Origin of the sequence: Allobosea sp. OK403 (genome assembly GCF_900113835.1) — a bacterium.
Taxonomy (GTDB): Bacteria; Pseudomonadota; Alphaproteobacteria; order Rhizobiales; family Beijerinckiaceae; genus Allobosea.
The window spans coordinates 240,797-265,679 of sequence record NZ_FOQV01000005.1 but is presented as its reverse complement, the minus strand read 5'-3'; the positions used below and the strand labels follow the sequence as shown (position 1 = coordinate 265,679).

Annotated in this window: 25 protein-coding genes; 12 read left to right on the top strand and 13 right to left on the bottom strand. The window is 65.5% G+C overall.

The genetic code is table 11. The annotated features are described in order from the left end of the window. Nucleotides 1-21: 21 nt before the first annotated feature. From accD to BMZ97_RS19185, 6 genes are all read right to left on the bottom strand, one after another. Nucleotides 22-918 carry an acetyl-CoA carboxylase, carboxyltransferase subunit beta gene (accD, locus tag BMZ97_RS19210; RefSeq protein WP_092173132.1) on the bottom strand — a complete coding sequence of 299 codons (897 nt, stop codon included), beginning with the start codon at nucleotides 916-918 and terminating at the stop codon, nucleotides 22-24. A gap of 28 nt (nucleotides 919-946) precedes the next feature. After that, nucleotides 947-1,789, bottom strand: coding sequence for a tryptophan synthase subunit alpha (gene trpA, locus BMZ97_RS19205; RefSeq protein WP_092173129.1), 843 nt, complete (start codon nucleotides 1,787-1,789; stop codon nucleotides 947-949). 72 nt (nucleotides 1,790-1,861) lie between these two features. Next, the gene (locus BMZ97_RS19200) at nucleotides 1,862-2,248 is read right to left on the bottom strand and encodes a DUF488 domain-containing protein (protein WP_092173126.1); all 387 of its coding nucleotides are present in this window, start codon (nucleotides 2,246-2,248) and stop codon (nucleotides 1,862-1,864) included. Nucleotides 2,249-2,374: 126 nt separating this feature from the next. Next, nucleotides 2,375-3,100, bottom strand: coding sequence for an SIMPL domain-containing protein (locus BMZ97_RS19195; RefSeq protein ID WP_175525627.1), 726 nt, complete (start codon nucleotides 3,098-3,100; stop codon nucleotides 2,375-2,377). Nucleotides 3,101-3,131: 31 nt separating this feature from the next. Beyond that, nucleotides 3,132-4,379, bottom strand: coding sequence for a tryptophan synthase subunit beta (gene trpB / locus BMZ97_RS19190; protein WP_092173120.1), 1,248 nt, complete (start codon nucleotides 4,377-4,379; stop codon nucleotides 3,132-3,134). A 13-nt stretch (nucleotides 4,380-4,392) separates the two neighbouring features. Further along, a complete protein-coding gene (locus BMZ97_RS19185) occupies nucleotides 4,393-5,067 on the bottom strand; it encodes a phosphoribosylanthranilate isomerase (RefSeq protein WP_092173117.1) in 675 nt (224 codons plus the stop codon). A gap of 102 nt (nucleotides 5,068-5,169) precedes the next feature. On the opposite strand from BMZ97_RS19185, the gene BMZ97_RS19180 reads away from it, so the two are divergent. The 8 genes from BMZ97_RS19180 to BMZ97_RS19145 all read left to right on the top strand — a co-directional run bounded on the left by BMZ97_RS19180 (nucleotide 5,170) and on the right by BMZ97_RS19145 (nucleotide 16,882). After that, on the top strand, nucleotides 5,170-6,456 hold the full coding sequence (locus BMZ97_RS19180) for a TAXI family TRAP transporter solute-binding subunit (RefSeq protein ID WP_092173114.1): 1,287 nt from the start codon (nucleotides 5,170-5,172) through the stop codon (nucleotides 6,454-6,456). Nucleotides 6,457-6,653: 197 nt separating this feature from the next. Further along, nucleotides 6,654-8,477: a translational GTPase TypA gene (typA, locus tag BMZ97_RS19175; protein ID WP_092173111.1), complete on the top strand. Its 1,824-nt coding sequence runs from the start codon at nucleotides 6,654-6,656 to the stop codon at nucleotides 8,475-8,477. A gap of 207 nt (nucleotides 8,478-8,684) precedes the next feature. After that, the gene (locus BMZ97_RS19170; protein ID WP_092173108.1) at nucleotides 8,685-9,623 is read left to right on the top strand and encodes an aldo/keto reductase; all 939 of its coding nucleotides are present in this window, start codon (nucleotides 8,685-8,687) and stop codon (nucleotides 9,621-9,623) included. A 336-nt stretch (nucleotides 9,624-9,959) separates the two neighbouring features. Then, the gene (gene polA / locus BMZ97_RS19165; RefSeq protein ID WP_092173370.1) at nucleotides 9,960-13,004 is read left to right on the top strand and encodes a DNA polymerase I; all 3,045 of its coding nucleotides are present in this window, start codon (nucleotides 9,960-9,962) and stop codon (nucleotides 13,002-13,004) included. A 155-nt stretch (nucleotides 13,005-13,159) separates the two neighbouring features. Continuing rightward, nucleotides 13,160-14,323, top strand: coding sequence for an AI-2E family transporter (locus BMZ97_RS19160; RefSeq protein WP_092173104.1), 1,164 nt, complete (start codon nucleotides 13,160-13,162; stop codon nucleotides 14,321-14,323). Nucleotides 14,324-14,530: 207 nt separating this feature from the next. Further along, a complete protein-coding gene (locus BMZ97_RS19155; protein ID WP_092173101.1) occupies nucleotides 14,531-14,902 on the top strand; it encodes a DUF883 C-terminal domain-containing protein in 372 nt (123 codons plus the stop codon). A gap of 3 nt (nucleotides 14,903-14,905) precedes the next feature. Continuing rightward, entirely contained in the window at nucleotides 14,906-15,334 is a 429-nt protein-coding gene (locus BMZ97_RS19150) for a hypothetical protein (RefSeq protein WP_092173098.1), read from the top strand. Between the two features lie 174 nt (nucleotides 15,335-15,508). Continuing rightward, nucleotides 15,509-16,882 (top strand): sensor histidine kinase, encoded by a 1,374-nt coding sequence (locus BMZ97_RS19145; RefSeq protein WP_092173095.1) that lies wholly within the window; start codon nucleotides 15,509-15,511, stop codon nucleotides 16,880-16,882. 122 nt (nucleotides 16,883-17,004) lie between these two features. On the opposite strand, the gene BMZ97_RS19140 is transcribed toward BMZ97_RS19145, so the two are convergent. Beyond that, nucleotides 17,005-17,364: a response regulator gene (locus BMZ97_RS19140; RefSeq protein ID WP_092173092.1), complete on the bottom strand. Its 360-nt coding sequence runs from the start codon at nucleotides 17,362-17,364 to the stop codon at nucleotides 17,005-17,007. A gap of 188 nt (nucleotides 17,365-17,552) precedes the next feature. Further along, the gene (locus tag BMZ97_RS31315; protein WP_175525625.1) at nucleotides 17,553-18,059 is read right to left on the bottom strand and encodes a DUF992 domain-containing protein; all 507 of its coding nucleotides are present in this window, start codon (nucleotides 18,057-18,059) and stop codon (nucleotides 17,553-17,555) included. Between the two features lie 118 nt (nucleotides 18,060-18,177). On the opposite strand from BMZ97_RS31315, the gene BMZ97_RS31310 reads away from it, so the two are divergent. Further along, complete coding sequence (locus tag BMZ97_RS31310) at nucleotides 18,178-18,396, top strand: hypothetical protein (protein WP_175525624.1); 219 nt, start codon at nucleotides 18,178-18,180, stop codon at nucleotides 18,394-18,396. A gap of 46 nt (nucleotides 18,397-18,442) precedes the next feature. Here BMZ97_RS31310 and BMZ97_RS31305 read toward each other — a convergent pair whose 3' ends face one another. From BMZ97_RS31305 to BMZ97_RS19125, 3 genes are all read right to left on the bottom strand, one after another. Then, on the bottom strand, nucleotides 18,443-19,189 hold the full coding sequence (locus BMZ97_RS31305) for an extensin-like domain-containing protein (RefSeq protein WP_280141762.1): 747 nt from the start codon (nucleotides 19,187-19,189) through the stop codon (nucleotides 18,443-18,445). Between the two features lie 263 nt (nucleotides 19,190-19,452). Next, nucleotides 19,453-19,617, bottom strand: a complete 165-nt coding sequence (locus BMZ97_RS31300; protein ID WP_175525622.1) for a hypothetical protein — start codon at nucleotides 19,615-19,617, stop codon at nucleotides 19,453-19,455. A gap of 208 nt (nucleotides 19,618-19,825) precedes the next feature. After that, nucleotides 19,826-20,623: a response regulator gene (locus tag BMZ97_RS19125; protein WP_092173083.1), complete on the bottom strand. Its 798-nt coding sequence runs from the start codon at nucleotides 20,621-20,623 to the stop codon at nucleotides 19,826-19,828. A 196-nt stretch (nucleotides 20,624-20,819) separates the two neighbouring features. Between BMZ97_RS19125 and BMZ97_RS19120 the strand changes: the two genes are divergently transcribed. The 3 genes from BMZ97_RS19120 to BMZ97_RS19110 are packed head-to-tail and all read left to right on the top strand — an operon-like array spanning nucleotide 20,820 to nucleotide 23,249. Beyond that, complete coding sequence (locus BMZ97_RS19120) at nucleotides 20,820-21,047, top strand: NepR family anti-sigma factor (RefSeq protein ID WP_244546493.1); 228 nt, start codon at nucleotides 20,820-20,822, stop codon at nucleotides 21,045-21,047. Then, nucleotides 21,034-21,594, top strand: a complete 561-nt coding sequence (locus tag BMZ97_RS19115; RefSeq protein ID WP_092173080.1) for a sigma-70 family RNA polymerase sigma factor — start codon at nucleotides 21,034-21,036, stop codon at nucleotides 21,592-21,594. The genes BMZ97_RS19120 and BMZ97_RS19115 overlap by 14 nt, the downstream gene beginning before the upstream one ends. Continuing rightward, entirely contained in the window at nucleotides 21,594-23,249 is a 1,656-nt protein-coding gene (locus tag BMZ97_RS19110; protein WP_092173077.1) for a sensor histidine kinase, read from the top strand. Before BMZ97_RS19115 ends, BMZ97_RS19110 begins: the two co-directional genes overlap by 1 nt. Nucleotides 23,250-23,515: 266 nt before the next feature. Here the strand turns inward: BMZ97_RS19110 and BMZ97_RS19105 are convergent, their stop codons facing one another. Both BMZ97_RS19105 and BMZ97_RS19100 read right to left on the bottom strand, forming a co-directional pair. Continuing rightward, complete coding sequence (locus BMZ97_RS19105; RefSeq protein ID WP_092173074.1) at nucleotides 23,516-24,394, bottom strand: transglutaminase family protein; 879 nt, start codon at nucleotides 24,392-24,394, stop codon at nucleotides 23,516-23,518. A gap of 148 nt (nucleotides 24,395-24,542) precedes the next feature. Further along, nucleotides 24,543-24,821 carry a hypothetical protein gene (locus BMZ97_RS19100; RefSeq protein WP_092173069.1) on the bottom strand — a complete coding sequence of 93 codons (279 nt, stop codon included), beginning with the start codon at nucleotides 24,819-24,821 and terminating at the stop codon, nucleotides 24,543-24,545. Nucleotides 24,822-24,883: the final 62 nt, after the last annotated feature.

Sequence of the window (24,883 nt, the reverse complement as noted above, 5' to 3'; positions counted from 1 at the left end):
GCCTCCCGCCCATGCGCGTCTTCAGACGGCCTCGGCGACCGGTAGCGGCGGCTTCATGACGCCATCCGGCGCGGGCTGCTTCGTCAGCAGCCGCCCGAGCCTTGCCAGCGTCGCCGGAATCTCATGGCGGTGCACCACCATATCGACCATGCCATGGTCCTTGAGGTATTCGGCGCGCTGAAAGCCATCCGGCAGTTTCTCGCGAATGGTCTGCTCGATCACGCGCGGACCGGCGAAGCCGATCAGCGCGCCGGGCTCGGCGATATGGATGTCGCCCAGCATCGCGTAGGAAGCCGTCACACCGCCCGTGGTCGGGTTGGTCAGAACCACGAAATAGGGCAGGCCGGCATTGCGCAGCATGCGCACCGCCACGGTGGTGCGGGGCAATTGCATGAGCGAGAGGATGCCCTCCTGCATACGGGCGCCGCCCGAGGCGGCGAAGACGACATAAGGCGTCTTCTTCTCGAGCGCGGTCTCGGCGCCCTTGATGAAGGCCTCGCCCGCCGCCATGCCGAGCGAGCCGCCCATGAAGTGGAAATCCTGCACGGCGAGCGTCATCGCCAGGCCCTGGACGCGGCCGTAACCGACCTTGAAGGCGTCGATCGCGCCGGTCTTGGCGCGGGCGTCCTTCAGCCGGTCGATATAGCGCTTCTCGTCGCGGAACTTCAGCGGGTCGATCGCGACCTCGGGCAGGGCGACGTCGAGCCATTTGCCCTCGTCGAAGGTCAGGCGCAGCCGGTCGGTCGCGGTGACCCGCATATGATGGTCGGAGCCGGGGATGACGAAGCCATTGGCCTCGACATCCTTGTGGAAGACCATCTGTCCGGAATCCGGGCATTTGATCCAGAGATTCTCCGGGCTCTCGCGCTTGAACAGCGTCTTGATCCGCGGCCGAACGACTTCGGAAATCCAGTTCATGGATTGGTCCTCAACTGTACTGGCAGGGTCAGGCGGCGGCCCTGGCGGCCGAGCGGACGCCGGCTGCGAGCTCGGCGACGAGCGAGGTGACAGCTGAAACCGTCTTTTCCGTGGCTTTGCCCTGAGCATCCAACGAAAGCCTGACGCGTTCGACCAACGACGAGCCGACGACGACGCCATCCGCGCCCTTGGCGATCGCGGCCGCATCAGCCGCCGTCTTGACGCCGAAACCGACGGCCACCGGCAGGTCGGTATGGCGCTTGATCCGCGCGACGGCTTCTCCGACCGCGTCGTAATTGGCGATGGAGCCGCCAGTGACGCCCGTCATCGAAACATAATAGACGAAGCCGGAGGTATTCTGCAGCACTTTCGGCAGGCGCTTGTCGTCCGTCGTCGGGGTGGCGAGGCGGATGAAGTTGACCCCCGCAGCCAGCGCCGGCAGGCAGAGCTCGGCATCCTCCTCGGGCGGCAGATCGACCACGATCAGACCATCGACGCCGGCCGCCTTCGCATCGCTCAGGAAGCGCTCGACGCCATAGACGTAGATCGGGTTGTAGTAGCCCATCAGCACGATCGGCGTGTCATGTTCAGCCGCGCGGAACGCCTCGACCATGGCGAGCGTCTTCTTCAAGGTCTGGCCGGCCTTGAGCGCGCGCTGCCCCGCAAGCTGGACCGGGATGCCATCGGCCATCGGATCGGTGAAGGGCACGCCGAGCTCAATGATGTCAGCGCCTGCCTCGGGCAGCGCATGGAGGATCGCGCTCGCGGTCTCGAAATCCGGGTCGCCAGCGGTGACAAAGGTCACCAGCGCGGCGCGCCCTTCGGCGGCGCAAGCGGCGAAACGGGTCTGGATGCGGGTCATGCCGGTCATTGTCATGGGCCTGCGGTTAGCATGACAGGCGCGGGCTGGCGAGAGGGGATGCGCCGGCCGAGCCTGAAGACCTCAAGCAATCGAAGCGCCACGATCGGCGAGGAGTTGGCGCAGGACGGAGCGATGGCAGCGCGCTTCCTGCTCGCAATAGCAGCCGACCGAGAAGCGTCCGCTATGGGAGAGCGAGGCGAGCAGATCGAGCGTGCGGCGCGGCGCCGGCTCCTCCATTTCGGCGCGGAAGGCGCGGACGAAGCCCTGCCATTCCGCCTCGCTCTCTGCGTTCAGTGCCGATTTCACCAGTTCGGGACTGGGTGAAAGCTCCGGAAACCAGACGTCGAACCAGTCATCGGCCGCATAGCGCTCCTTGCGGACGCCGCGCGGCGGTCGGCGCACGGTGCCGATCCGCGTGCCCTCATCGGGAAGGCGGGGCGTGCCGAGACGGACGATACGGATGCTCATGCGGCCTGAAATAGCATGCATTTCCCTGGCTGGAAAAGCGGGCCGGCATACGCAACCGCTGTCATTCCGGAACTGCGCGGCCTCGCCGTCCGTCCGGAATGGCGGCGTTCTCGCCCTGGAAAGACCTTACTTCTCGATGCGCCAGACGGTGCGCAGCGCGGCACTGACCGTGATCTCACCCGGCTCGACCTGGATCGGCGCGGCGCCCGCCGCCATGCGATAAGCCCGCACATCGCCCATCGGCCTGGAGGGAGGCTCGGCTTCCGCCTCGACGATCGAGACGAGCTCGCCCAGCTTCACGCCGAGCTTGCCGGCATAGAGCTCCGCACGAGCCCGCGCGCTCTCGGCCGCCTTGGCGCGCGCAGCATCCTTGGCCTTGCCCTCGTCGGCGAGGCCGAAGCTTATGCCGGACATGTCGTTGGCGCCGGCCGTGACCAGCGCATCGATCAAAGGCCCGGCCTTGGCGATGTCGCGCAGGATCACGGTGATGCCGGTGCGCGCCTCATAGCCGTCGATCCTGGGCGCCCGCGGCTGCGGCGAGGAGGATGCCGCAGCTTGCGTCAGGCGCGGCGTCAGCGCGACCTGGGAGGTCGAGAGATCGGCAGGCGCGACGCCCGCCGCCTTGACCGCCTCGACGAGCTTCGCCAGCGCCGGCGTGTTCTTGGCCATGGCCTCCGCCGCGGTCTTGCCTTCGCTGACCATGCCGGCCTGGATCGTCGCGAGATCCGGCTTCACCCGGACTTCGCCCTCGGTGCGGATGACGACGCCTTCGGCGGGGGCCGCGTCGCGGTTCTGAGCCTGCGCCTGGCCCGAAAGGGCCAGCATGGCCGCGAACAGGATCGCCTTCTTCATCATCTGTTCCTTCCTAGCAGTCCGGTGCAGCTCAGCGCGCCGCCAGAATCTCCGCCACTTGCGGGATATCCTTGTCGCCGCGCCCGGAGAGGTTGACCACCATCAGATGGTCCTGCGGCTTCTTCGGGGCGAGCTCGGCGACGCGCGCGAGCGCATGGGCCGACTCCAGCGCGGGAATGATGCCCTCCAGCTTCGAGATCAGCTGGAAAGCCTCCAGCGCTTCCTCGTCGGTGGCCGAAAGATAGCTCACCCGGCCGACATCATGCAGCCAGGAATGCTCGGGGCCGATGCCGGGATAGTCGAGCCCGGCCGAGATCGAATGCGCGTCCTTGATCTGGCCATCCGCGTCCATCAGCAGATAGGTACGGTTGCCATGCAGCACGCCCGGCGCGCCCCCGGTCAAGGAGGCGGCGTGAAGGCCGGTCGGGATGCCGTGGCCGGCCGCCTCGACGCCATAGATCTCGACGCTGGGATCGTCGAGGAAGGGATGGAACAGGCCCATCGCATTCGAGCCGCCGCCGATGCAGGCGATCAGCGAATCCGGCAGGCGGCCTTCCAGCTCCTGCATCTGCTCGCGCGTCTCCTTGCCGATGATCGACTGGAAATCGCGCACCATGGCGGGATAGGGATGCGGGCCAGCGACTGTGCCGATGCAGTAAAAGGTGTCGGCGACATTGGTGACCCAGTCGCGCAGCGCCTCGTTCATCGCGTCCTTGAGCGTCTTGGTGCCCGACTCGACCGGGACGACGGTCGCGCCCAGCATCTGCATGCGAAAGACGTTGGGCGCTTGGCGCGCGACATCGACCGCGCCCATATAGACGATGCATTCCAGGCCATAGCGGGCGCAGAGCGTGGCGGTCGCGACGCCGTGCTGACCGGCGCCGGTCTCGGCAATGATGCGCTTCTTGCCCATGCGCCGCGCCAGCAGGATCTGGCCGAGCACATTGTTGACCTTGTGCGAGCCGGTATGGTTCAGCTCCTCGCGCTTCAGATAGATTTTTGCGCCACCCGAGAGGCCAGAAGCCGCTGCCTTGTCGCGAAAATACTCGGTCAGGCGCTCAGCGTAATAGAGCGGCGAGGGCCGGCCGACATAATGCTTCAAACCATAGGCCGTCTCGGCATGATAGGCGGGGTCGGCCTTGGCCGCCTCATAGGCCTGTTCGAGCTCCAGGATCAGCGGCATCAGCGTCTCGGCGACGAAGCGGCCGCCGTACATCCCGAAGCGGCCGTTCTCGTCGGGGCCGGAGCGGTAGGTGTTCGGGGTATGGGGCGCGTTCATGTCCGGCTAGCCTCTATGGTCTCAAATTCTGTGCACCGGCCCGTGCCGCCGCGATGAAATCCCTGATCCGGCCGGCATCCTTGACGCCTGGCGCGGTTTCGACGCCCGAGGAGACATCGACCCCGGCGGGTCGCGTGATGCGGATCGCCTCGGCGACATTGGCCGGATCGAGCCCGCCCGATAACATGAAGCGCAAGCCGGGGTCGAGTTCGGCAAGCAGGCTCCAGTCGAAGGGCCGGCCATGACCGCCGGGATAGGCGGCATCCTTGGGCGGCTTGGCGTCGAGCAGGATGCGGTCGGCGACGCGGCGATGAGCTTCGACCGCCGCAAGATCCTCCGTGCCCTCGATACCCAGCGCCTTCATCACGGGCAGACCGGTCGCGGCCTTGAGGGCGCGCAGCTGCTCCGGCGTCTCCCGGCCATGCAGCTGCAGCCAGTCCGGTTTCACCGCTTCGACCAGGCTCATGGCCTGCGTCTCATCCCAATCGACGATCAGGGCCACGATCTCCGCCCGCCCCCGGGCCATGGCGGCCAGCGCTGTCGCCTGCTCGATCGTGACGAAGCGTGGGCTTTTGGGGTGGAAGTTGAGGCCGATCATGTCGGCGCCGGCGTCGAGCGCGACAGCCAGCGTCTCCGGCGTCGAGAGCCCGCAGATCTTCACGGCAAATCTATCGTTATGGTCGTTCATGGGCTCGCTCTAGCACGATCCGGGGCGCCGCCGCACTTGCGACATGATCGCCCGTGAGAGCATCCTGCATGGACGCAACGGAATGGGGCGGATCGATTGAGGATGGGGCGGCGCGGCTTTACGGCTCTGGCGGGGTTACTGGCGGTCTTTGGCGTCACGGCGTCCGTTTTCTACTTCGTCAGCCAGCCCAAGACACTGCGCCTGGCTGTTGGACCGCTGGGCTCGGAGGATGCGCGCATGGCGGCTGGCTTCGTCCAGGGGCTCAACCGCGAGAAATCGTCCCTTCGCATCCGGCTCGTGCTGACCGAAGGCTCGGAGGAAAGCGCCAAGAAGCTCGATGACGGCCTGGCCGATCTCGCGATCGTGCGCCCCGACATCGCGCTGCCCGCCCAAGGCGATACAGCCCTGATCACGCGTCGCTCCTTCCCCTTCATCATCACCACCAAGGCAAGCGGAATCGGGCGGATCGCCGATCTGCGCGGCCGCAGGATCGGCGTCCCGCGCAATCCGGCCGGGAATATAGTGCTCCTCCAGCGCGTCCTGGCACAATACGAAGTCAGACCCAGCGAGGTCGAGATCGTCGGGCTGGCCCCCGACGATCTCGTTCCCTTCGCCAGGGAAGGACGCATCGACGCCTTCTTCTCGATCAATGCCGTCGGCTCGCTGGCGAATAATGACGGCATCAACCGCCTCCGCTCCGCCTGGGGCGAGGATCCCGTGCTGATCCCGATCCGCGAGGCCGAGGCGATCAAGGCGCGCTACCGCTCGATCGAGACCGGAGAGATCGTGCGCGGCGCGCTCGGCGGCGATCCGCCCCGCCCTTCCGAGAACCTGCCGACGATCTCCGTCACCTCGCGCCTGATGGCCTCGCAGAATCTCGACGACACTCTCGTCGGCCAGGTGGTCAAGGAACTGCTGGCGCTGCGATTGACACTTGCAGCCGAGTTGCCCTCGATCCAGGGACTGGAGGCGCCCTCCACCGACAAGGATGCACCGCTCTCGGTCCATTCCGGCGCGGCCGCCTATATCGACGGCGAGCAGGAGACCTTCTTCGAGCGCTATGGCGATTGGTTCTATCTCGGCGTGATGGGCCTCTCCATGCTGGGCACCGGCGGCGCCGCGATTCTGGGCCAGGAAAGCGCGGCGCGCCGCCGCAGGGCGATGTCGGGGCTCGACGAATTGCTGGCGCTGCTGCCGGTGATCCGCACCTGTTCCGACGAGATCGAACTGGCGCGGCTCGACCACGAGGCCGACTCGATCCTGACGCGCGTGCTCAGCGATTTCGCCAAGGGCGACCTCGACGGTTCGGGGCTGGCCGCCTACCGGCTGGTGATGGATCAGGTCGGGCGCGCGGTCGCGGAGCGGCGCCTGGCGCTGGTCGATGCGTAGCGCACCGCCCTACGGCGTCAGGCCGAAAACCGGTTCCCACTTTTTCGCATCCTGCTCTTGCGCGTGAGCAAAGGTTGCCCAAACGGCCTTCAGCGTTTATGTGCAGCGCAGCGAATTCCAGTTTCCTCATGAACGGGCTGCGCCGGCAGGGCTTTGACCTGGCCGGCTTGCGGTCTTGAAACAAGGCCCTTACCCGCATGTCCATGCGCAATATCGCCATTATCGCCCACGTCGACCACGGCAAAACCACGCTTGTCGACAAGTTGCTGCAGCAGTCGGGCACCTACCGTGACAACCAGCGCGTGATCGAGCGCGTGATGGACTCCAACGAGCTCGAGAAGGAGCGCGGCATCACCATCCTGGCCAAGGCGACCTCGGTCGTCTGGAAGGATACGCGCATCAACATCGTCGACACCCCAGGCCACGCCGATTTCGGCGGCGAGGTCGAGCGCATCCTGAACATGGTCGACTCGGCCATCGTGCTGGTCGATGCGGCCGAGGGTCCGATGCCGCAGACCAAGTTCGTGGTCTCCAAGGCTTTGAAGCTCGGCCTGCGCCCGATCGTGGCGATCAACAAGGTCGACAAGCCCGACGCCCGCGTCACCGAAGTCATCAATGAGGTCTTCGACCTGTTTGCGGCGCTCGACGCCAGCGACGAGCAGCTCGACTTCCCGATCCTCTACGGTTCGGGCAAGCAGGGCTGGATGGCGCATGATCCCGCCGGCCCGCAGGATCAGGGCCTCGCCCCGATGTACGACCTCATCCTCAGCCATGTGCCGGAGCCGCGCATCGAGGAAGGCCCGTTCCGCATGCTCGGCACGCTGCTCGAAGCCAACCCCTATCTCGGCCGCATCATCACCGGCCGCGTCGTCTCGGGCTCGGCCAAGCCGAACCAGATGATCAAGGTGCTGTCGGGCGACGGCTCGCTGGTCGAAAGCGGCCGCATCACCAAGATCCTCGCCTTCCGTGGTCTCGAGCGCACGCCGATCGAGGAAGCCATCCCGGGCGATATCGTCTCCATCGCCGGCCTCGTGAAGGGCTCGGTCGCCGACACCTTCTGCGATCCCTCAGTCGAGACCGCGATCAAGGCGCAGCCGATCGATCCGCCGACCGTGTCGATGACCTTCATGGTCAATGATTCCCCGCTCGCCGGCACCGAGGGTGACAAAGTCACCACCCGCGTCATCCGCGACCGCCTGTTCAAGGAGGCCGAGGGCAATGTCGCGCTGAAGATCGAGGAAGCTGCCGACAAGGACAGCTACATCGTCTCCGGCCGCGGCGAATTGCAGCTCGCCATCCTGATCGAGCAGATGCGTCGCGAGGGTTTCGAGCTCGGCGTCTCGCGCCCGCGCGTCGTGCTGAAGCGCGACGAGGCCGGCCAGCTGCTGGAGCCGATCGAGGAGGTCATCATCGACGTCGACGAGGAGCATTCCGGCGTCGTCGTGCAGAAGATGTCGGAGCGCAAGGCCGATATGCTGGAGATGCGTCCCTCGGGCGGCAATCGCCTGCGGCTCGTGTTCCACGCCCCGACGCGCGGCCTGATCGGCTATCAGGGCGAATTGCTGACCGACACGCGCGGCACCGCGATCATGAACCGGCTGTTCCACGACTATCTGCCCTATAAGGGCGAGATCGGCGGGCGCCGCAACGGCGTTCTGATCGCGATGGAGACCGGCGAGGCCGTGGCCTACGCGCTGTGGAACCTTGAGGATCGCGGCCCGATGATGATCGAGCCCGGCTGGAAGGTCTATCAGGGCATGATCGTCGGCGAGCACACCCGCGAGAACGATCTCGAGGTGAATGTGCTCAAGGGCAAGAAGCTCACCAACATCCGCACCACCTCGAAGGACGAGGCGGTGCGCCTGACGCCGCCGATCCGGATGACGCTGGAGCGTTCGCTGGCCTGGATCGACGATGACGAGCTCGTCGAGGTGACGCCGAAGTCGATCCGCCTGCGCAAGGGCGTGCTCGACCCCAACGAGCGCAAGCGCTCGCAGAAGCAGAAGCAGGAAGTGGCCTGAAGCCCTGAGCTCCGCGTCACGCTCGGGCTCGACCCGACCGTACCCATCAAGCCCGGCTTCGTGCCGGGCATTTTTCTGAAGACGGCTTCCGGCATGCGAGTCTCGGGACAAGCCCGAGACTGACGATGAGCCGGGTTGCGCCCAGCGCGCTTGCCGGCTCGCTCCGGCTCTGGTCCCTTGCGTCCCTCATCACGAAGGACGTTTGCCATGCTCACCCGCAATCTCGGCCGCTCCGGCCTGCGTGTTTCGCTCGTCGGCCTCGGCTGCAACAATTTCGGCGGCCGCATCGATGACGAGGCGGCGCGCAAGGTCGTCGACGCCGCGATCGAGCACGGCATCACCTTGTTCGACACGGCCGATGTCTATGGCGCGCGCGGGGGCTCCGAGACGGCGCTTGGCCAGCTTCTTGGCCCACGGCGCAAGGACATCGTGCTCGCCAGCAAATTCGGCATGGACATGAACGATGCCGGCACGATGAAGGGCGGCTCGCGACGCTACATCATGTCGGCGGTCGAGGCTTCGCTGAAGCGCCTCAAGACCGACTGGCTCGACCTCTACCAGTTCCACCGCGCCGACCCGCTGACGCCGATCGACGAGACGCTGCGGGCGCTCGAAGACCTGATCCGCCAGGGCAAGGTGCGCTATATCGGCTGCTCCAACATGCCGGCCTGGCAGATGGCCAATGCGGAGTGGACGGCGCGCGATCTCGGCATCAACGGCTTTGCCTCCTGCCAGGACGAATACAGCCTGCTGGTGCGCGGCGCGGAAAAGGATCTGATTCCCGCCGCCCGCCATTTCGGCATGGGGCTTTTGCCCTATTTTCCGCTCGCGAACGGCTTGCTGACCGGCAAGTACAAGCGCAACGCGCCGATGCCGGAAGGCGCGCGCATGACCAGGGAATCGAAGCGTGCCGACGAGGTTCTGACCGACGTCAACTGGGAGAAGACCGAGAAGCTGACAGCCTTTTGCGAGGCGCGCGGCAAAACGCTGGTCGAGCTCGCCTTTTCCTGGCTCGCCGCGCAGCCCGTCGTTTCCAGCGTCATCGCGGGTGCGACCAAGCCCGAGCAGATCGCCGCCAACGTCAAGGCGGCCGAATGGGCGCTGACGGCCGAGGAGCTGGCCGAGATCGACACGATCACGAAGTAGCCCCGGAACCACAACGGAGAACCCCTCTCCTGCATCGAAGCCGGGTCTACCCGACTTCGACATTTTGAGTGCTGAACTCGGGCAGGCCCGAGTTCAGTGAGAGAGGCAGGGGTGAGGTGCTGGCCGTTCGACCAGTGAAGCACCTGCCGAACGGCGAAGTCGCGGTGAGGTCACGGCCAAAACGTCAAACGGCCGACCCCTCACCCTGCCCTCTCCCTCCGGGAGAGGGTTCCCCGCGCCTTTCTTTGCAAAGATGCTGCCACTCCTGACAGCTTCTTGCGAATCGGCGCGCGCACCCGATGGACCGCCCGGCGCGCGCCGCTTATGGTCCGCGCCATGAGCGAGACAGCCCCGAAGACCACCGCCCCCGACCTGAAGCCCGGCGACCACCTCTTCCTGGTCGACGGCTCGAACTTCATCTTCCGCGCCTATTTCCAGTCGATCAATCAGGACCGGAAATACAATGCGCGCTCCGACGGCCTGCCCTCCGGCGCGGTTCGGCTTTTCGCGACCAAAATGTTCCAGTTCGTCAAGGACGGCGTGCTCGGGGTGAAGCCGACCCATCTCGCCATCGTCTTCGACAAGACCGAGAACTCGTTCCGCAAGGCGCTCTACCCCGCCTATAAGGGCAACCGCTCAGAACCGCCGGCCGATCTGATCCCGCAATTCCCGCTGATGCGCGAGGCGGTACGCGCCTTCGGGCTGATCCCGGTCGAGCAGGATGTCTACGAGGCAGACGACCTGATCGCGACCTATGCCAGACAGGCGCGCGAGGCGGGTGCAGACGTGCTGATCGTCTCGGCCGACAAGGATCTGATGCAGCTCGTGGGGCCGGGCGTTGCGATGTACGACCCGGCCTCAGGCGACGCCAAGAAGGGCGCCGGCTTCCGGGCCGAACGTCGGATCGGCGAGCCCGAAGTGGTCGAGTATTTCGGCGTGATGCCGAACAGAGTGGTGGATGTGCAGGCGCTGGCCGGCGATGCGACCGACAATGTGCCCGGCGCTCCCGGCATCGGCATCAAGACGGCGGCCCAGCTCATCGGCGAATATGGCGACCTGGAGACACTGCTGGCACGGGCCGGCGAGATCAAGCAGCCCAAGCGCCGGGAGACCCTGACCAATCCCGAGGTGATCGAGAAGGTGCGCATCTCGCACAAGCTCGTGACGCTGGTCGACGACGTGAAGGTCGAGACGCCGCTCTCGCATCTGACGCTGGCCGACCCCGATCCCGCCAGGCTCGTCGCCTTCCTCAAGGCGATGGAGTTCACCACCATCACCAAGCGCGTCGCCGAGGCCTATGGGGCCGATGTCGCGGCGATCGACGCCGACGAGGCGCTGGCGCCAGGCGGCGCGCGCGCGGCAGAATTGAAGGCGCTCTATGTCGGCGCGGATGCGGGCGAGGGCGGCTTTGCGGCGCCCGCTGCGGCCTCTGACGCCGGCGCCGAACCCGCCAGCGCACAGCCATCGACCGGCGACGGCTGGATGAAGCCGTCCGACCTCGCAGTGGCCCGCAAGAACGAGGCGATCGCCGGAAAGATCGACCGCACGGCTTATGAATGCGTGCGCACGCTCGCCGATCTCGAACGCTGGATCGGATGGGCCTATGAGGCCGGCCATGTCGCGCTCGACACCGAGACCAATTCGCTCGACGCGATGCAGGCCGACCTTGTCGGCATCTCGCTTGCCGTCGCACCTGGGCGCGCCTGCTACATCCCGCTGCAGCATCGCGGCGGCACCGATCTGTTCGGCAGCGGCATGGTCGAGGGCCAGATTCCGCTCGACCAGGCGGTGGCGGCGCTCAAACCGCTGCTGGTCGATCCAGGCGTCCTGAAGATCGGCCAGAACCTGAAATACGACCTGCTGATTCTCGAACGGCACGGGCTTACCGTCGCCCCGATCGAGGACACCATGCTGATTTCCTATGCGCTCGACGCCGGCAACAACAATCACGGCATGGACCGGCTCTCCGAGCTGCATCTCGGCCATGAGACGATCCCGTTCTCGCAAGTCGCGGGCACTGGCAAGGCGCAAGTGACCTTCGACAAGATCGCGCTCGACAAGGCGACGGATTACGCCGCCGAGGATGCCGATGTGACGCTGCGGCTCTGGCGCGCGCTCAAGCCCAGGCTCGCGGCCGAAGGCAAGACCACCGTCTATGAGACGCTGGAGCGGCCGCTGATCGCCGTGCTCGCCCGGATGGAGCAGCGCGGCATCGCCATCGACCGGCAGATCCTGTCGCGGCTCTCGGGCGAATTCGCGCAATCGCTGGCCCGGCTGGAAGACGAGATCTACGAGGTGGCCGGCGAGAAATTCCTGATCGGCAGCCCAAAACAACTCGGCGACATCCTGTTCGGCAAGATGGGACTTTCCGGCGCCAAGAAGACCGCGACCGGGCAATGGGCGACCGGAGCCGGCGTGCTCGAGGAGCTCGCCGAGCAGGGCCATCCGCTGCCTTCGAAGATCCTGGAATGGCGCCAGCTCGCCAAGCTGAAATCGACCTATACCGACTCGCTGCCGACCTATCTGCACCCCCAGACCAACCGGGTGCACACCTCCTATGCGCTGGCGGCGACGACGACGGGCCGCCTCTCCTCCTCCGAGCCCAATCTGCAGAACATCCCGATCCGCACCGAGGCCGGCCGCAAGATCAGGACCGCCTTCGTCGCCGAAAAGGGCCACAAGCTGATCTCGGCCGATTACAGCCAGATCGAACTGCGCCTGCTCGCCCATATCGCCGACATCCCGCAGCTCCGGCAGGCCTTTGCCGACGGCATCGACATCCATGCGATGACGGCCTCGGAAATGTTCGGCGTGCCGGTCCAGGGCATGCCGAGCGAGGTGCGTCGCCGCGCCAAGGCGATCAATTTCGGCATCATCTACGGCATTTCGGCCTTCGGCCTCGCCAACCAGCTCGCCATCAGCCGCGAGGAGGCCGGCGCCTATATCCGGAAATATTTCGAACGGTTCCCGGGCATCCGCGACTATATGGACCAGACCAAGACCTTCGTGCGGGCCAACGGCCATGTCACGACGATCTTCGGCCGGGTCTGCCATTTCCCGGCTGTCGCCTCGAAGAACCCCTCCGAGCGCGCCTTCGTCGAGCGCCAGGCAATCAACGCGCCGATCCAGGGCTCGGCCGCCGACATCATCCGCCGGGCCATGATCCGGATGGAGGGCGCGCTCGCTGCCGCCAGGCTCGACGCCCGCATGCTGCTGCAGGTGCATGACGAACTCGTCTTCGAGGTGCCCGAAGCCCAGGTCGAGGCGACATTGCCGGTGGTCCGCCAGGTGATGGTGGATGCACCGCACCCGGCCGTGCAATTGCGCGTGCCCTTGCAGGTCGATGCGCGGGCCGCCAGCAACTGGGACGAGGCGCATTGAGGCGCCGACGCTCGACCCCGGAAAGCTGGACTCCAGAAACTTGGACTCCAGAAACTTGGACCGCAGGAACTTGAACCGCAGGAACCTTGCCTGCCAGTGCCGCGTTATAGATCTGACGCGCCGGGGGGCGCGCTTTGCGCGTTGGATATCGTCACATGCTCAGCTCGTCCGCCTGGAGACCGTTTCCGCGCTATATGGCGGAACCCGAGATCGAGGAGACCCAGGACGACGTCACGCCCTATGAGCATGACCTCATCGTCCGCTATGCCATTATCGGCATCTTCGTTATCTTGGCGACCACGACGCTCTATCTGATCAAGGTCATCGCCCTGCCGGTGACGGCGGGCGTCATCTTCGGCCTGGTCCTGGGACCGCTGGTCGACTGGCTGGTGCGCCGCGGCGTGCCGCAGCATCTGGCCGCAGCCATAGTGGTCCTGCTCGGGCTCAGCCTGATTCTCTTCGCGATCACCCTGCTCGCCGTGCCGATCGCCGGCTGGAGCGACCGGGCGCCCGCAATGATGGCGGCGCTGCAGGCCAAGCTCGCCGGCGTCTTCGTCTTCATGGACGAATTTAAGCGGGCCGCCGCCACGCTGACCGGCAAGAGCGGGGCGGAACTCAACGTCTCTCAAGGCAATCCGCTGCTCGATATCGCGGTGTCGTCTTCGACAGCGGCGGGCGGCCTGCTGATCTTCGTCGCGACAGTGTATTTCTGGCTGGCGACGCGGCGCCATCTCAAGGCGCGCGCGCTGCGGCTTTGCCTCGGGCGCGGCGCGCGGAAATCCGCCGGCGCCTTCTTCCAGGAAATCGAGACGCGGGTCGCGCGCTATTTCGGACTGGTGACGCTGATCAATCTCGGCATGGGCGTGATGACCCTGGCGATCGCTACGCTCGCAGGGTTGCCATTCCCCGTATTCTGGGGCGCGCTCGCCTTCCTGCTGAACTATCTCGCCTTCATCGGGCCGATCATCGTCACCGTGCTGCTGCTTGCTGGGGCTCTGCTGGACGCGCCGTCTCTCCTCGCCGCGATCTGGCCGGCAGCGGCGTATTTCGTGCTGCATCTGATCGAAGGCAATGTCGTGACTCCGGTTTTCGTTGGGCGCCGGCTCACCGTCTCGCCATTCCTGGTCTTCATCGGCTTCATCTTCTGGCTTTGGCTGTGGGGGCCGGTCGGTGCCGTGCTCTCGACTCCGATCCTGCTGGTGGCCATGGTGGCGCAGGAGGAATTTGCCGCATATCGCAAGGCGCAGCAGGCCGAGGCCACACCTCAGGACACGCCCCAGGAAGAGCCCACCCAGCAGCGAGTGGCGGGTATCGGCTAGAGCGTTTTCGAGCGAAGTGGCCACCGGTTCGCATGAGGAAAACACGTTAAGGCAAGGGGCGAGAGCGGTTGAACGATCCAACCGGATCGGAAACGGCTCTAGTCGGCTACAAGGAACCCGCGCGCCATGCGTGCGTTAGGTCACCAAGCTCCGGAGTCATTCGGAGCGCACCCATCCATTTACAGTATCGAGAGGGGGACATCAGACATGGCCAGCACCACTTCCGCGAAGCGCCAGGCGGCCTCGGCGGTCAAACGCGCCAAGGACGAAGCCGTCGCAGGCGCTGAGGATATCGCTGCTGATGCCCAGGCCTCCGCGCAGAAAGCCAGCCGCCGCGTCAAGCGCGAGACGAGCGAGCTCGAAGCCAGTCTGACGCGCAGCGCCGAGGATCTGGCGGCAACGGTCACCGAAAAGCTCCGCGCCGTGGGCGTCGACACCGACAGGATGGCCGACGTCGCCAAGGAACAGGTGACCGATCTGCAGCGCATCATCGCGCAGGAGATCCAGGAGCGGCCGCTACGCGCGCTCGGGGTGGCCGCGGCGGTCGGCCTGTTCGTCGGCTTCCTGTCGGCGCGATAAGCCATGCTCGGGGGGTTGGGAAGCTTCATCGCGTCGGAAGTCTCCGGCGCGGTCAAACGCAATGTCATCATCTACGGCCTGTACGGGTTTTCGGCCCTGCTTGTGCTGTGCGCGGCGGGCTATGCCCTGAACGCGCTGCACACCGTGCTGGCGCTGCGCTACGACCCGATTACGGCAAGCCTCTGGATCGCGGGAGGCCTGTTCTTCGCCGCCTTGCTGAGCCTGGGCGTCGCGACCTATGTCAAGAAGCGTCGGCGACCATCGCGGCCGCTGGCGACCACGGTATTGGCCGCAGCGCCAATCGCGGCCAAGCTGCTCGGATCGTCGCGCTTGGGCTGGCGCACGGCCGTCGTCGGAAGCGTCATCATCCTCGGCGCCCTGATCGGCAGGCAGTTCTTCAACCGTGGCGAGGACGACGAGGACGAGGCGTAACGGTCGGGGCCAGGCGCTGGAGCAATTGCCCTAGTCCCTTGTTTTGGTGCGTTTTCTTCACACGAACCGGTGTCCGCTTCGCTCGAAAGCGCTCCAAGGCGAATGCGGCGCGCGCTCGACCGCCCCTGTCTTTTTACATAGGGATTGCGGATTCCGTCCTGTATCACGGTATCCATGTCCACTGAGGTAAGGCCCCGCAGCCGCTTGGCGCTGCCCAGCATTCCAGCCCTAGGCGCCCGCCTGCGATCGGCCACGACGACGATCGTCGCGATCGGCGTCGTTGGCGTGGCGGTCATCCTGGCCGCCTGGATCAACGCGCAAGCGCGCGCCACGGCCGAGCGTGTTTCCCATTCGATCGAGATTCGTGAGCGCTCCGAGCGGTTCCTGGGCCATATGCGCGACGCCGAGACCGGACAGCGCGGCTATCTCCTGACCCATGATCCAGCCTATCTCAGCCCCTACACGAACGGCCGAGCCGCCGCCCTGCCGGAACTCGACGCTCTGACGCAACTCGTCGAAGGCGATGCCGCGCAGACCGAACGCGTCGCCAAGGCGCGCAGCGAGGCTATCGCCAAGCTGGACGAGCTCGACTCCACGATCGCACTCGTGCGGGCAGGCCAGTTTGATACGGCAGTCGCACGCGTGAAGGGAGGCAATGGCTTCTCGGTCATGGATGCGTTGCGCGGCACCGTGCAGCAGCTTCAGCTCGCCGAGAACATCCGCCTCGTCGCGCTCAATCGCGGCGAGGAGCGCAGGCGGCTTCTGGCCAGTATCGGCATCGTCGTCGCGCTGGCCGGACTTGCCTTCGCCGCCTGGCAGCAATTGCGCACGCGGCAGCGCCGCAGCACCCTGCTCGCCTCCAGCAACGCACAGCTCGAGCGGGTTGTGAGCGAGAGAACCCAGCAGCTCGAGAACGAGCGGCTGCGCATCGAGGCGCTGCTGCGTGACGTCAACCACCGCGTCGGCAACAACCTCGCAATGGTCTCAGCTCTGCTCAATGTCCAGAGCCGGCAGACGCGCGAGCCGGCCGTGCGCGACGCCCTTTCCCAAGCGCAGTCCCGCATCCAGGCGATCGCCGCCGGGCAACGTCGCCTGCGCCTCGACATCGAGACCGACGAGATCGACGCCCAGCCCTATATGGAGGATCTCCTCGCCGAGATCGGCAAGGCAGCCGAGGGCCGGCCGATCGAGATCGTATTGGAAATGGATTCGATCCGCCTGCCTGGGCGCGACGCGGTGTCCTTCGTCGTGATCGTCAACGAGCTCGTGACGAACGCGATCAAGCACGCCTTCCCCGACAATGCGCCGGGACGAATCGTCATCCGTTTCAGCGAGCATGACGAGGATGGAGCGACCACGCTTCTCCTGACGGTCGAAGATAACGGCGTCGGGTTGCCGGTGGTCGAGGCGGATACCAAGGGCCTGGGTCAGACGGTAATCACCAGCCTGTTGCGCAGCATGCGGGCAACGATGACGAGCGAGCCGCTTTCGCCCGGCTCCGAGCGCCCCGGCTCCAAGATCACGCTGACCTTCCCGAAACGGGATTGAGTGCGACCTGAGGGCCGGCCGTCAGAGCATTTTCCGATCCAGTTGGATTGGAAAATTATCTAAGTTATTGTTTTAACGTGATTTCTTCACGTGAACCGGCGCCCGCCTCGCTCGAAAACGCTCTAAGCCACCTTGATCGCGCTCGACACGAAGCTCGCGATCTCGCGCGTGGAAAAGGGTTTGCGCAGGAAGCGCACGTCACGCAGCGATTTGGGCACATCGTTGGGCGGCGAGCCCGAGACGAACGCGAAGGGCGTGCCGCTCTGGAGTAGGTTGGTGGCGACATCGAAGGTCTTGCCGCCGACGACATCGATATCGAGCAAGGCGCAGGACAGGTGCGACGCGGCCGCCAAATGCGCGCCGGCAACCGATTCGACGACGATCAACTCGGCGCTGTCACCAAACTGTTCCGCCACGGCTGCTTCGATGTCCATTGCGATGAACGGGTCGTCTTCGACGATCAGGATGCGGATATCGGACATCAATCCAGCCTCCCTTCCTCTGCTCTCTTGTCGTAACATGCCGAGAGAACGTCAGAATGCTTGCGATGTTCCGACAGCTTCCTCCGAACATGTTGGGAAATCGTCAAATGCGACTCAATTTGCAGCGATAAGGTTAGCGAATCGTAGCGAACCTTCAGAGGCGCCGGGTATTTGCGACCTCAGCGACCTCAGCGACGTCTGGACTTCGCCAGCGTCAGCTCGAATCCGGTCACGCCGATCGCCACGTTGATCCCGCGCGCGCCCTGAAGCGAAAGCGGCTGCAGGGTGACATCGCCGCTATTGCCGCCGACGAGCAGATTGCCGGAGCCGCCCGTCCCTGCGGAGCCGCCCACCGTCGCCCCGCCATAGCGGCCGGCAAGCGCGCCCAGCGGGGCCCGGGCATAAGGCCCGTAGACCCGCCAGGACATCGTGCTGCTGCGGATCGTGCCGAGATCGAGGCCGAAGTTCCTGACGACGCCGATATAGCGCTGCCCCGGGCCGCGGCGCGGCGTGAAGCGGCACTCCATCGGGCGTTGCGATGTCACCACCAGACCCAGCCCCGCGCCGACGCTGCAGTTGAGGCGCCCCGCCGGCGGGCCTGACTGGGCGAAGGCCGGAGCCTGGAATGCGAGCAGGCCCGCAGCCGCGGCAGCAAGGATCGCAACAGTTTGAAACCGAGGAAGCGGGGCAGCCATATTGAAACTCCTGACGATCGAATGACGCTGAAACGCCGCAAACGCTCCACAGTTCCTTATTAAACGGAACCTGACCGGAGGTGTTGCGTTAGACTTGGAATCGAGACGGAAAACCCACATGCTCGTCAACTTCCTCCAGGACGATGCGTCTGCCAAGGGACTAGCTTGGCGAGCCGAGGTGCGCATGCCGCCATTCTGGGAACTGGAAGAGCTGATCACGCAGGGCCATGACACCAGGACGGCTCTGGAGATCATCGCGATGCGGCGCTGCGAAGCGGAGAGGCAGCACCGCCAACTCGCTTGCGACATTGCCCCCCTCTCGCGCATTCCCGCTTGAAGCCAGCGGGTTCCAGATCTCTCCTGCTCTTCGATGAGAGACGGATTCATTGGCAAAACCGTGTCGACGGCGAACGGCGCGCCTGGATGTCCAGATGCAGGTGATTGGCATGGGCAGCATCCGCACCCGGCCCTATGCTGGTGGTGAAAGCGCCGCAGGCGGCCTGCCTCACAGCTAGGAGGAAGCGCTGCTGGACGGTATCCTCGGGCCGTTCGACGCTGACCTTCATGCCACCAGGCTCTCCCGCCAGGGCAAAGGCGAAGATATCGAGCGCCCGACCTGTCGCATGCTCGCTCAGCGGCCCGGTCGCCGCCCTGTTGCGACGCCGGCATTCCAGGCCGCCTCCGGCCCGCAGGCCAACCAGATCCCGGCCGAAATAGCCTTTCGCCAGCGGCTGAACGCTGATGGAGAGAAATTCAGCCGCCTTTGCCGCCATCTCGCAACTCAAGGTGACAGGCGGCTCGAAGACGACCGGCACGGATTCCATCTCGAGCGCCTCGACCAGGACGGGACTCTCGACGTGGCAGGCGGCATCCTGGGATTTGGCGGCGTCAGCATCGGCCGCACGAACGCGCATGCCATAAAGCGCCCGCAGCCCCGCCAGGCAAGCGGCGCCACTTTCGGGATTCGGCAGCTCCGCCGGGCGCGCGCCAGCGGGGAGCGCGGAGGGGTCGGCGGGCTTCGACGAAGGCAGCGACTGCTGCTGTGGGTGCAGATCAACCGGGCGCGGTGGCGGTAGGGCTCTGATCCCTGCCCCGCTTTGGCTGTCGTTTTCCGCGCCATGAACCTCCACGCCATGAACGCCGCCTGCCCAGATCGCCACGGCCACGACGCCCAAGGCGAGCCGGCCAACGCTTCGAAGCCACAGAGCATTGCGCGAAAAAGTGGGTACGGGTTTCTCGCTGGAGCAATGCTCTAAACTCCAGAAATCGATCACGTTTTTCGCATTCGGACGGTTCCGTCCGAATGCGACGTGATCGAGCGACGGATATGTCCGCGCCGCCCCGGATGACGCGCCTAACCCGGACAGGTTGCGGAGGGCTGTGATGCGCGGATTCAGCTGTCGAGGGCGGCAGCGCTGAGCACGGCCAGGACCGTGGTAGCGGCCAAAGCGAGCGACAGGGCTTCCGCCGTCAGCGCGCCTGCGGACACCACGCCACCAAACAGAACCATCGCCATCGAACCGCCCGTGATCAGGGCTGCAACAAACGTCGTCGCCATGGACCAAGACCTCCCGAAAGGCGGCCGGTTTGCTCCGGCCTGCCGTTGCGCGTAACGCCGGAGCGACCCACTGGTTCCCGCCTGGCTCATGCGTTCTGATCGGGCCGTCCATGCTTCCGGATAGGCTTGGCCGGCAGACCCGAGCAACGAAACAGGCCGGCGACATGGGAATGCCGCCGGCCTGGGATCGTGGCCACTGAGAGCCCGTTCAGGCTGCCTTGCGGCCGGCCCGGCGATCGAAGAACAGAGCCTGGCTGATCGCAGCCTTCACCGCCTCGGGCTGGAACGGCTTGGTGATCAGAAAGGCCGGCTCCGGCCGGTCACCGGTCAGCAGACGCTCGGGATAAGCGGTGATGAAGATCACCGGCACATCGATCGAGGACAGGATTTCGTTGACGGCGTCGAGGCCGGAGCTGCCATCGGCGAGCTGGATGTCGGCGAGGACGAGGCCGGGACGCTTCTTGGCGACGAGCGCGATCGCCTCGCGATGCGTGCGGGCGACGCCGGTCACGGTATGGCCGAGTTCCTCCACCATGGTCTCGATGTCGAGCGCGATGATCGGCTCGTCCTCGATGATCAGCACATCGGTCGCGACCTGCTCGGCGATCTCCTGACCTGCCGCTTGGATGAGGCCGGCGGCCTCGGACGCTGAAATATCCATGATCGTAGCGACCTCCTCGATCGAAAACCCCTCGACGGTGCGAAGCAGGAAGGCCTGGCGCGGCCGCGGCGTCAGCGCTTCGAGATTGCGCTCGGCCGAGGGCCGGTCGGGCTCGGCGGAGCCGGTGCTGGTGGCGTTGAGGCTGACCGAAGACCACAGCTTCAGAAACGTATGGTAGAGGCCCAGCCTGGGCTCGAACCCGCGCGGGAACGAAGAGGGATCGGCGACGAGCGCTTCAAGCATCGCGACGACATAGGCGTCTCCGCTCGCCTGCGTCCCGCTCAGCGCCCGGGCGAACCGGCGCAGATAAGGCAGATGCGGCGCAATTTCTTTCGCAATCGACATGCAAAGGTCCCTTGTAACAAGCCGAAAATGAGCACCTGCAGCGGCTTTCTGACAAGCAATTTATTTTTTGTTCTTCTTGGAACCTTTTCCGGCGAAGCCTGTTATCTGGCCGTATGAGTGCCGGCTTGGGCGGGCCGGCATGGTCAAGTGCGAGACCAGCTGGAAAAGCGGGCTCGCTTTCGTTGCGAGGGCTGACATGAACAATACGAGCGTCTCGATGACGGAATCCGGCGGGGGTAACAATGACGAGGTCGAACTGATCCTCGACCCCAGGGTGCAGGAATCGATCGGGCGGTCGCTGAAGGCGCATTACGACGATATCGTCAACGCGCCGGTGCCCGACAAATTCCTGGTGCTGCTCGCCCAGCTCGAAGCTCAGGAAACCCGCGCCGCTTCCGGGGACATGTCCGATGAGCGCCTCTGATTTCAAGGACGGGCTGATCAAGGAGATCCCGAATCTGCGCGCCTTCGCGGCCTCGCTGTCGGGCTCGATGCAGCTCGCCGACGATCTCGTGCAGGATACGCTGCTCAAGGCCTGGGGCAATTCGGAGAAATTCGAGCCCGGCACGAGCCTGCGCGCCTGGCTCTTCACGATCCTGCGCAACACCTATTACTCGCTCTACCGCAAGCGCGGGCGGGAGGTGCAGGACAGCGAGGGCACCTATGCCGAGCGCATGGCGACACATGGCAACCAGGAAAGCCATCTCGACCTCGCCGATTTCCGCAAGGCGCTCGCCAAGCTGCCCGAGGAACAGCGCGAAGTGCTGATCATGGTCGGCGCGACCGGGCTGTCCTATGAGGAAACCGCCGAAATCTGCGGCGTCGCCATCGGTACGATCAAGAGCCGGGTCAACCGCGCCCGGACGAAGCTGGCCGAACTGCTTTCGATCGGCGGACTCGACGATCTCGGGCCAGATCGCAAGAGCGCCGCCGCCATCCAAAGGGTCGGTTCCGAAATCGTCGGCCTCTGATGCGGCTGGCGCACTTCAAGACCGTCAGAGGGCGTCTGCTCGCGCTGCTGATCGGCATAGCGCTGCCAATCGCCGGCCTGACCGCGATCACCGCCGTCACCACCTACCAAACCGTCACCGCCGCGATCCGCACCTCCCAGATGCGCACGGCCGAGGACTACGCCGTGCGCACCCGCGTCTGGTATCGCGGCGCCTTGCGGTCGCTGCTCGCCGGCGGGTCCGCCTTGGCCCTGAACGGTCGCGAGAGCGGCGATTGTGGCAAGGTCGGCGGCCAGACGCTCGCGCGGGTCGCCGGCTATCGCGCCATCTATGTCCTGCCGCGGGGCGGCGACGCCTGCGCCTTCTCGCTCGATCCCGAGGTCAGCGCCGCCGATCTCGCTGCGGCAGCGGCACTATTGCAGGCAAAGCCCCCGGTCCAGAGCTGGGCCGGGACGGAGCTCGCCCGGGCGAGCTACGACCATGTGACGCTGGGCGGCAAGCGCTATCTTGCCGTCTACGCGCAAAGCGACGACACCGGCAGCCCGATGCGGGAAGGCCTGCTGCTGGTCGATCCGGAGTTACTGGACCAGGTCTTCGACCTCGGTGACGGCGAACCCGGGCTCGTCGTCGCCCTGGCCGGCCGCGGCGGCGACATCATCGTCTCGCGCGGCACCGCGCAGCCAGATGACGCGTCCTGGCTGCCGGCGCGGGACCTGGCATCGGCGGCCAAGGAGCCCTCGCAGGCGCAAAGTCGGGCCGGCGTCTCGCGCGTCTACGCCACCCGCATCGTCGCCGACCCCGATTTCTACATCGTCGCCAGCTTCGACGATGCGCTGGGGCAGGCGGCCCGAACACAGTTTCTGGTGCTGCTGCTGGCGCCGCTGCTGACGCTGGCTCTGCTCTGCGTGGTCTATCTGCGCGCGATCGACAAGCATTGCGTGCGCTGGCTGCGCGGTATCGAGGCAGCGGCCAGGACACGCTCGACCCTGACGACGGCACGCGCGGTGATCGCCGACGACATGCCAAGCGACATCCGCAGCGTCGCGGAAGCGTTCAACATCATGGTCGAGGAGCAGGAGGTCAGGCAGCGCAAGCTGCAGACGGCGCTCGACGACAACCGTTTCCTCGTTCGCGAACTGCATCACCGCGTAAAGAACAGCCTGCAGGTGGTGCAGAGCTATATCGGCCTGACCAAGCGCGACTACCGCGGCGAGGCGCGGATGGCCTTGGCCGACGCCGAATGCCGCGTTCACGTGCTCTCGGCCGCCTATCGCTTCACGCTTGCCGATGGTGAGATGCAGCCCGTGCGCATCGATCTCTTCGTCGACGACGTCGTGACGATGATCTCGAACCTGCTGCGCAGCCGCGACCAATGGGTCGCCAGCACCGTCGACACGCGCGCCTCGCTCTCGGTCGACCGGATCATCCCGCTCGGGTTCCTGATCGTCGATGTGATGTCGCGCGCGCTGCGCAGCACGCCGGGCGTCAGCATTCAGATCTCCGTCTCCGATATCGACGACGGGACGGTCGAGATCGCCATCGAGGCCGATCGCGAGATCGCCCATAGCGCGCCGCCCAAGCTCTTCGCCGGCCTCGTCACCCAGATCGAGGCAATTCAGGCGGGCGCGCCGGAAGGAGCGCGACTCGGCGCCTGGAGGGTCGCCCATTTCACCTAAAGTAACTGTTTTGACGCGTCTTCTTCACGCGAACCGGTGCCCACTTCGCTCGAAAATGCTCTAGAGCCTTGTTTTATCGCATTTTCTTCACGCGAACCGGCGTCCACTTCGCTTGAAAATGCTCTAGAGCCGGATGATTTCGGACGGGGTCACTTCGTGATCCCGCCTGAAATCTGAATCCGTCTCTCATCAAGGAGTTAGAGCAGGATCAATGCGAAAAACCGGTGCCCACTTTTTCGCATCCTGCTCTAGGGAGCGCCGCGCCATCAGGCCGGCTTGTCGATCGGTTCGATATTGACGCCGACGCTCAGCCCGAGGAACGAACCCGTCCCCCCGGTGAAACTGCCGGAGACCGGCGAGGCGTCCTCGGGCACGCGCGCGACAGCGACGCGCAGAAGCTGTCTGTCGGCGACGAGATCATTGGTCGGGTCGAACTCCACCCAGCCATCGCCGGGGATGAAGACATCGGCCCACGCATGGGTCAGGCCGATGCTGGAGACCAGCCCGGCCGCGTCGGGCGAGCGGTCGTGGATATAGCCCGTCACGAAACGCGAGGCGAAGCCCATGCGCCTGGCGAGCTCGATGAAGAGCCAGGCATAATCGCGGCAGGAGCCGGCCAGTGAGCGCAGCGTATCGGCAGGATGCTGCGTGCCTTCATCGAAGCGCACCGCATAACTCAGCCCGGTATAGATCGCATGAGCAAGGTCGCGCAGCAGATGCCCGGATCCATGGCCGATGCGGGCGCGAAAATCCGCCAGCCATTGGTCGAGCAAGCCGTCAGGGTCGGCGGCAGCGAGATCGAGATAGGGCTGGAGCACGGCGCGCTCCGCTTCGCTGTAGACGACGCCGGTCACGGCAGCGGAATTCTCGATCTCGGTGCGCAGCAGGGCCGAACCGAAGCGCTGGATCACCAGTTCGCTGACGATGTCGAGCGTATTGGCCGGCGCGTCGAAATTCGCGACCGCGACCGAATTGCCATAGGCGTCGTGCATCCAGCGCAGCCGCGCCCGCGGAGCGATCGACAGGGCCGTGTCGACCACCCGCAGATCGAAGGAATCGCGCGGGCGCAGCATCAGCCGATGCGGCCCGAATTGCACCGGGGCGGCATAGCGATAGGTCGTGGCGTGGCGGATGCGCAGATACATCGTGTTCCCCGTCGGCAAGCCCGCACCACAACCCGCGACGACCAAAAAACAAGCCGCCCGGAGGCGGCTCGAAGTGCGTCGCGCGAGGGAGCGCTAGGTTGTCAACGTGCAACCTTGAAAACAGTTCCCACCGCGAGAATAAATCGACTCAGCGGATGATCACCTTCGGGCCGCTCTCCAGCATGGCCTGCTGCGAGGTTGCGATGGCGCGCTTGGTGCGATCGACCACCTTCTGGCCGGAATCCACGGAAGCGACACGGATATCGGTGGGCTCATGGCGCTGGATCTTGGCCTGCGCGACCGTGCTCGAGCTTTGGTCGTCGGGGCGCTGCCAATCCGCGCCCATTGTCAGGCTGGCGACCGCCATGCCCATGAAACCAAAGAAGAGACCAGCGCGCTTGATGGGGGCAAGGCTGTCATTCAACATCTGTCTCTCCCAACGCCACAACCAGCCACCATCAGCCGGTTTATGCAGGAGTTAACGCAAGG

What these genes read in the sequence shown, in the direction of transcription:
- accD (WP_092173132.1), bottom strand. Translation starts at nt 918, where the DNA reads ATGAACTGGATTTCCGAAGTCGTTCGGCCGCGGATCAAGACGCTGTTC.
- trpA (WP_092173129.1), bottom strand. Translation starts at nt 1,789, where the DNA reads ATGACCGGCATGACCCGCATCCAGACCCGTTTCGCCGCTTGCGCCGCC.
- BMZ97_RS19200 (WP_092173126.1), bottom strand. Translation starts at nt 2,248, where the DNA reads ATGAGCATCCGTATCGTCCGTCTCGGCACGCCCCGCCTTCCCGATGAG.
- BMZ97_RS19195 (WP_175525627.1), bottom strand. Translation starts at nt 3,100, where the DNA reads ATGAAGAAGGCGATCCTGTTCGCGGCCATGCTGGCCCTTTCGGGCCAG.
- trpB (WP_092173120.1), bottom strand. Translation starts at nt 4,379, where the DNA reads ATGAACGCGCCCCATACCCCGAACACCTACCGCTCCGGCCCCGACGAG.
- BMZ97_RS19185 (WP_092173117.1), bottom strand. Translation starts at nt 5,067, where the DNA reads ATGAACGACCATAACGATAGATTTGCCGTGAAGATCTGCGGGCTCTCG.
- BMZ97_RS19180 (WP_092173114.1), top strand. Translation starts at nt 5,170, where the DNA reads ATGGGGCGGCGCGGCTTTACGGCTCTGGCGGGGTTACTGGCGGTCTTT.
- typA (WP_092173111.1), top strand. Translation starts at nt 6,654, where the DNA reads ATGTCCATGCGCAATATCGCCATTATCGCCCACGTCGACCACGGCAAA.
- BMZ97_RS19170 (WP_092173108.1), top strand. Translation starts at nt 8,685, where the DNA reads ATGCTCACCCGCAATCTCGGCCGCTCCGGCCTGCGTGTTTCGCTCGTC.
- polA (WP_092173370.1), top strand. Translation starts at nt 9,960, where the DNA reads ATGAGCGAGACAGCCCCGAAGACCACCGCCCCCGACCTGAAGCCCGGC.
- BMZ97_RS19160 (WP_092173104.1), top strand. Translation starts at nt 13,160, where the DNA reads ATGCTCAGCTCGTCCGCCTGGAGACCGTTTCCGCGCTATATGGCGGAA.
- BMZ97_RS19155 (WP_092173101.1), top strand. Translation starts at nt 14,531, where the DNA reads ATGGCCAGCACCACTTCCGCGAAGCGCCAGGCGGCCTCGGCGGTCAAA.
- BMZ97_RS19150 (WP_092173098.1), top strand. Translation starts at nt 14,906, where the DNA reads ATGCTCGGGGGGTTGGGAAGCTTCATCGCGTCGGAAGTCTCCGGCGCG.
- BMZ97_RS19145 (WP_092173095.1), top strand. Translation starts at nt 15,509, where the DNA reads ATGTCCACTGAGGTAAGGCCCCGCAGCCGCTTGGCGCTGCCCAGCATT.
- BMZ97_RS19140 (WP_092173092.1), bottom strand. Translation starts at nt 17,364, where the DNA reads ATGTCCGATATCCGCATCCTGATCGTCGAAGACGACCCGTTCATCGCA.
- BMZ97_RS31315 (WP_175525625.1), bottom strand. Translation starts at nt 18,059, where the DNA reads ATGGCTGCCCCGCTTCCTCGGTTTCAAACTGTTGCGATCCTTGCTGCC.
- BMZ97_RS31310 (WP_175525624.1), top strand. Translation starts at nt 18,178, where the DNA reads ATGCTCGTCAACTTCCTCCAGGACGATGCGTCTGCCAAGGGACTAGCT.
- BMZ97_RS31300 (WP_175525622.1), bottom strand. Translation starts at nt 19,617, where the DNA reads ATGGCGACGACGTTTGTTGCAGCCCTGATCACGGGCGGTTCGATGGCG.
- BMZ97_RS19125 (WP_092173083.1), bottom strand. Translation starts at nt 20,623, where the DNA reads ATGTCGATTGCGAAAGAAATTGCGCCGCATCTGCCTTATCTGCGCCGG.
- BMZ97_RS19120 (WP_244546493.1), top strand. Translation starts at nt 20,820, where the DNA reads ATGAACAATACGAGCGTCTCGATGACGGAATCCGGCGGGGGTAACAAT.
- BMZ97_RS19115 (WP_092173080.1), top strand. Translation starts at nt 21,034, where the DNA reads ATGAGCGCCTCTGATTTCAAGGACGGGCTGATCAAGGAGATCCCGAAT.
- BMZ97_RS19110 (WP_092173077.1), top strand. Translation starts at nt 21,594, where the DNA reads ATGCGGCTGGCGCACTTCAAGACCGTCAGAGGGCGTCTGCTCGCGCTG.
- BMZ97_RS19105 (WP_092173074.1), bottom strand. Translation starts at nt 24,394, where the DNA reads ATGTATCTGCGCATCCGCCACGCCACGACCTATCGCTATGCCGCCCCG.
- BMZ97_RS19100 (WP_092173069.1), bottom strand. Translation starts at nt 24,821, where the DNA reads ATGTTGAATGACAGCCTTGCCCCCATCAAGCGCGCTGGTCTCTTCTTT.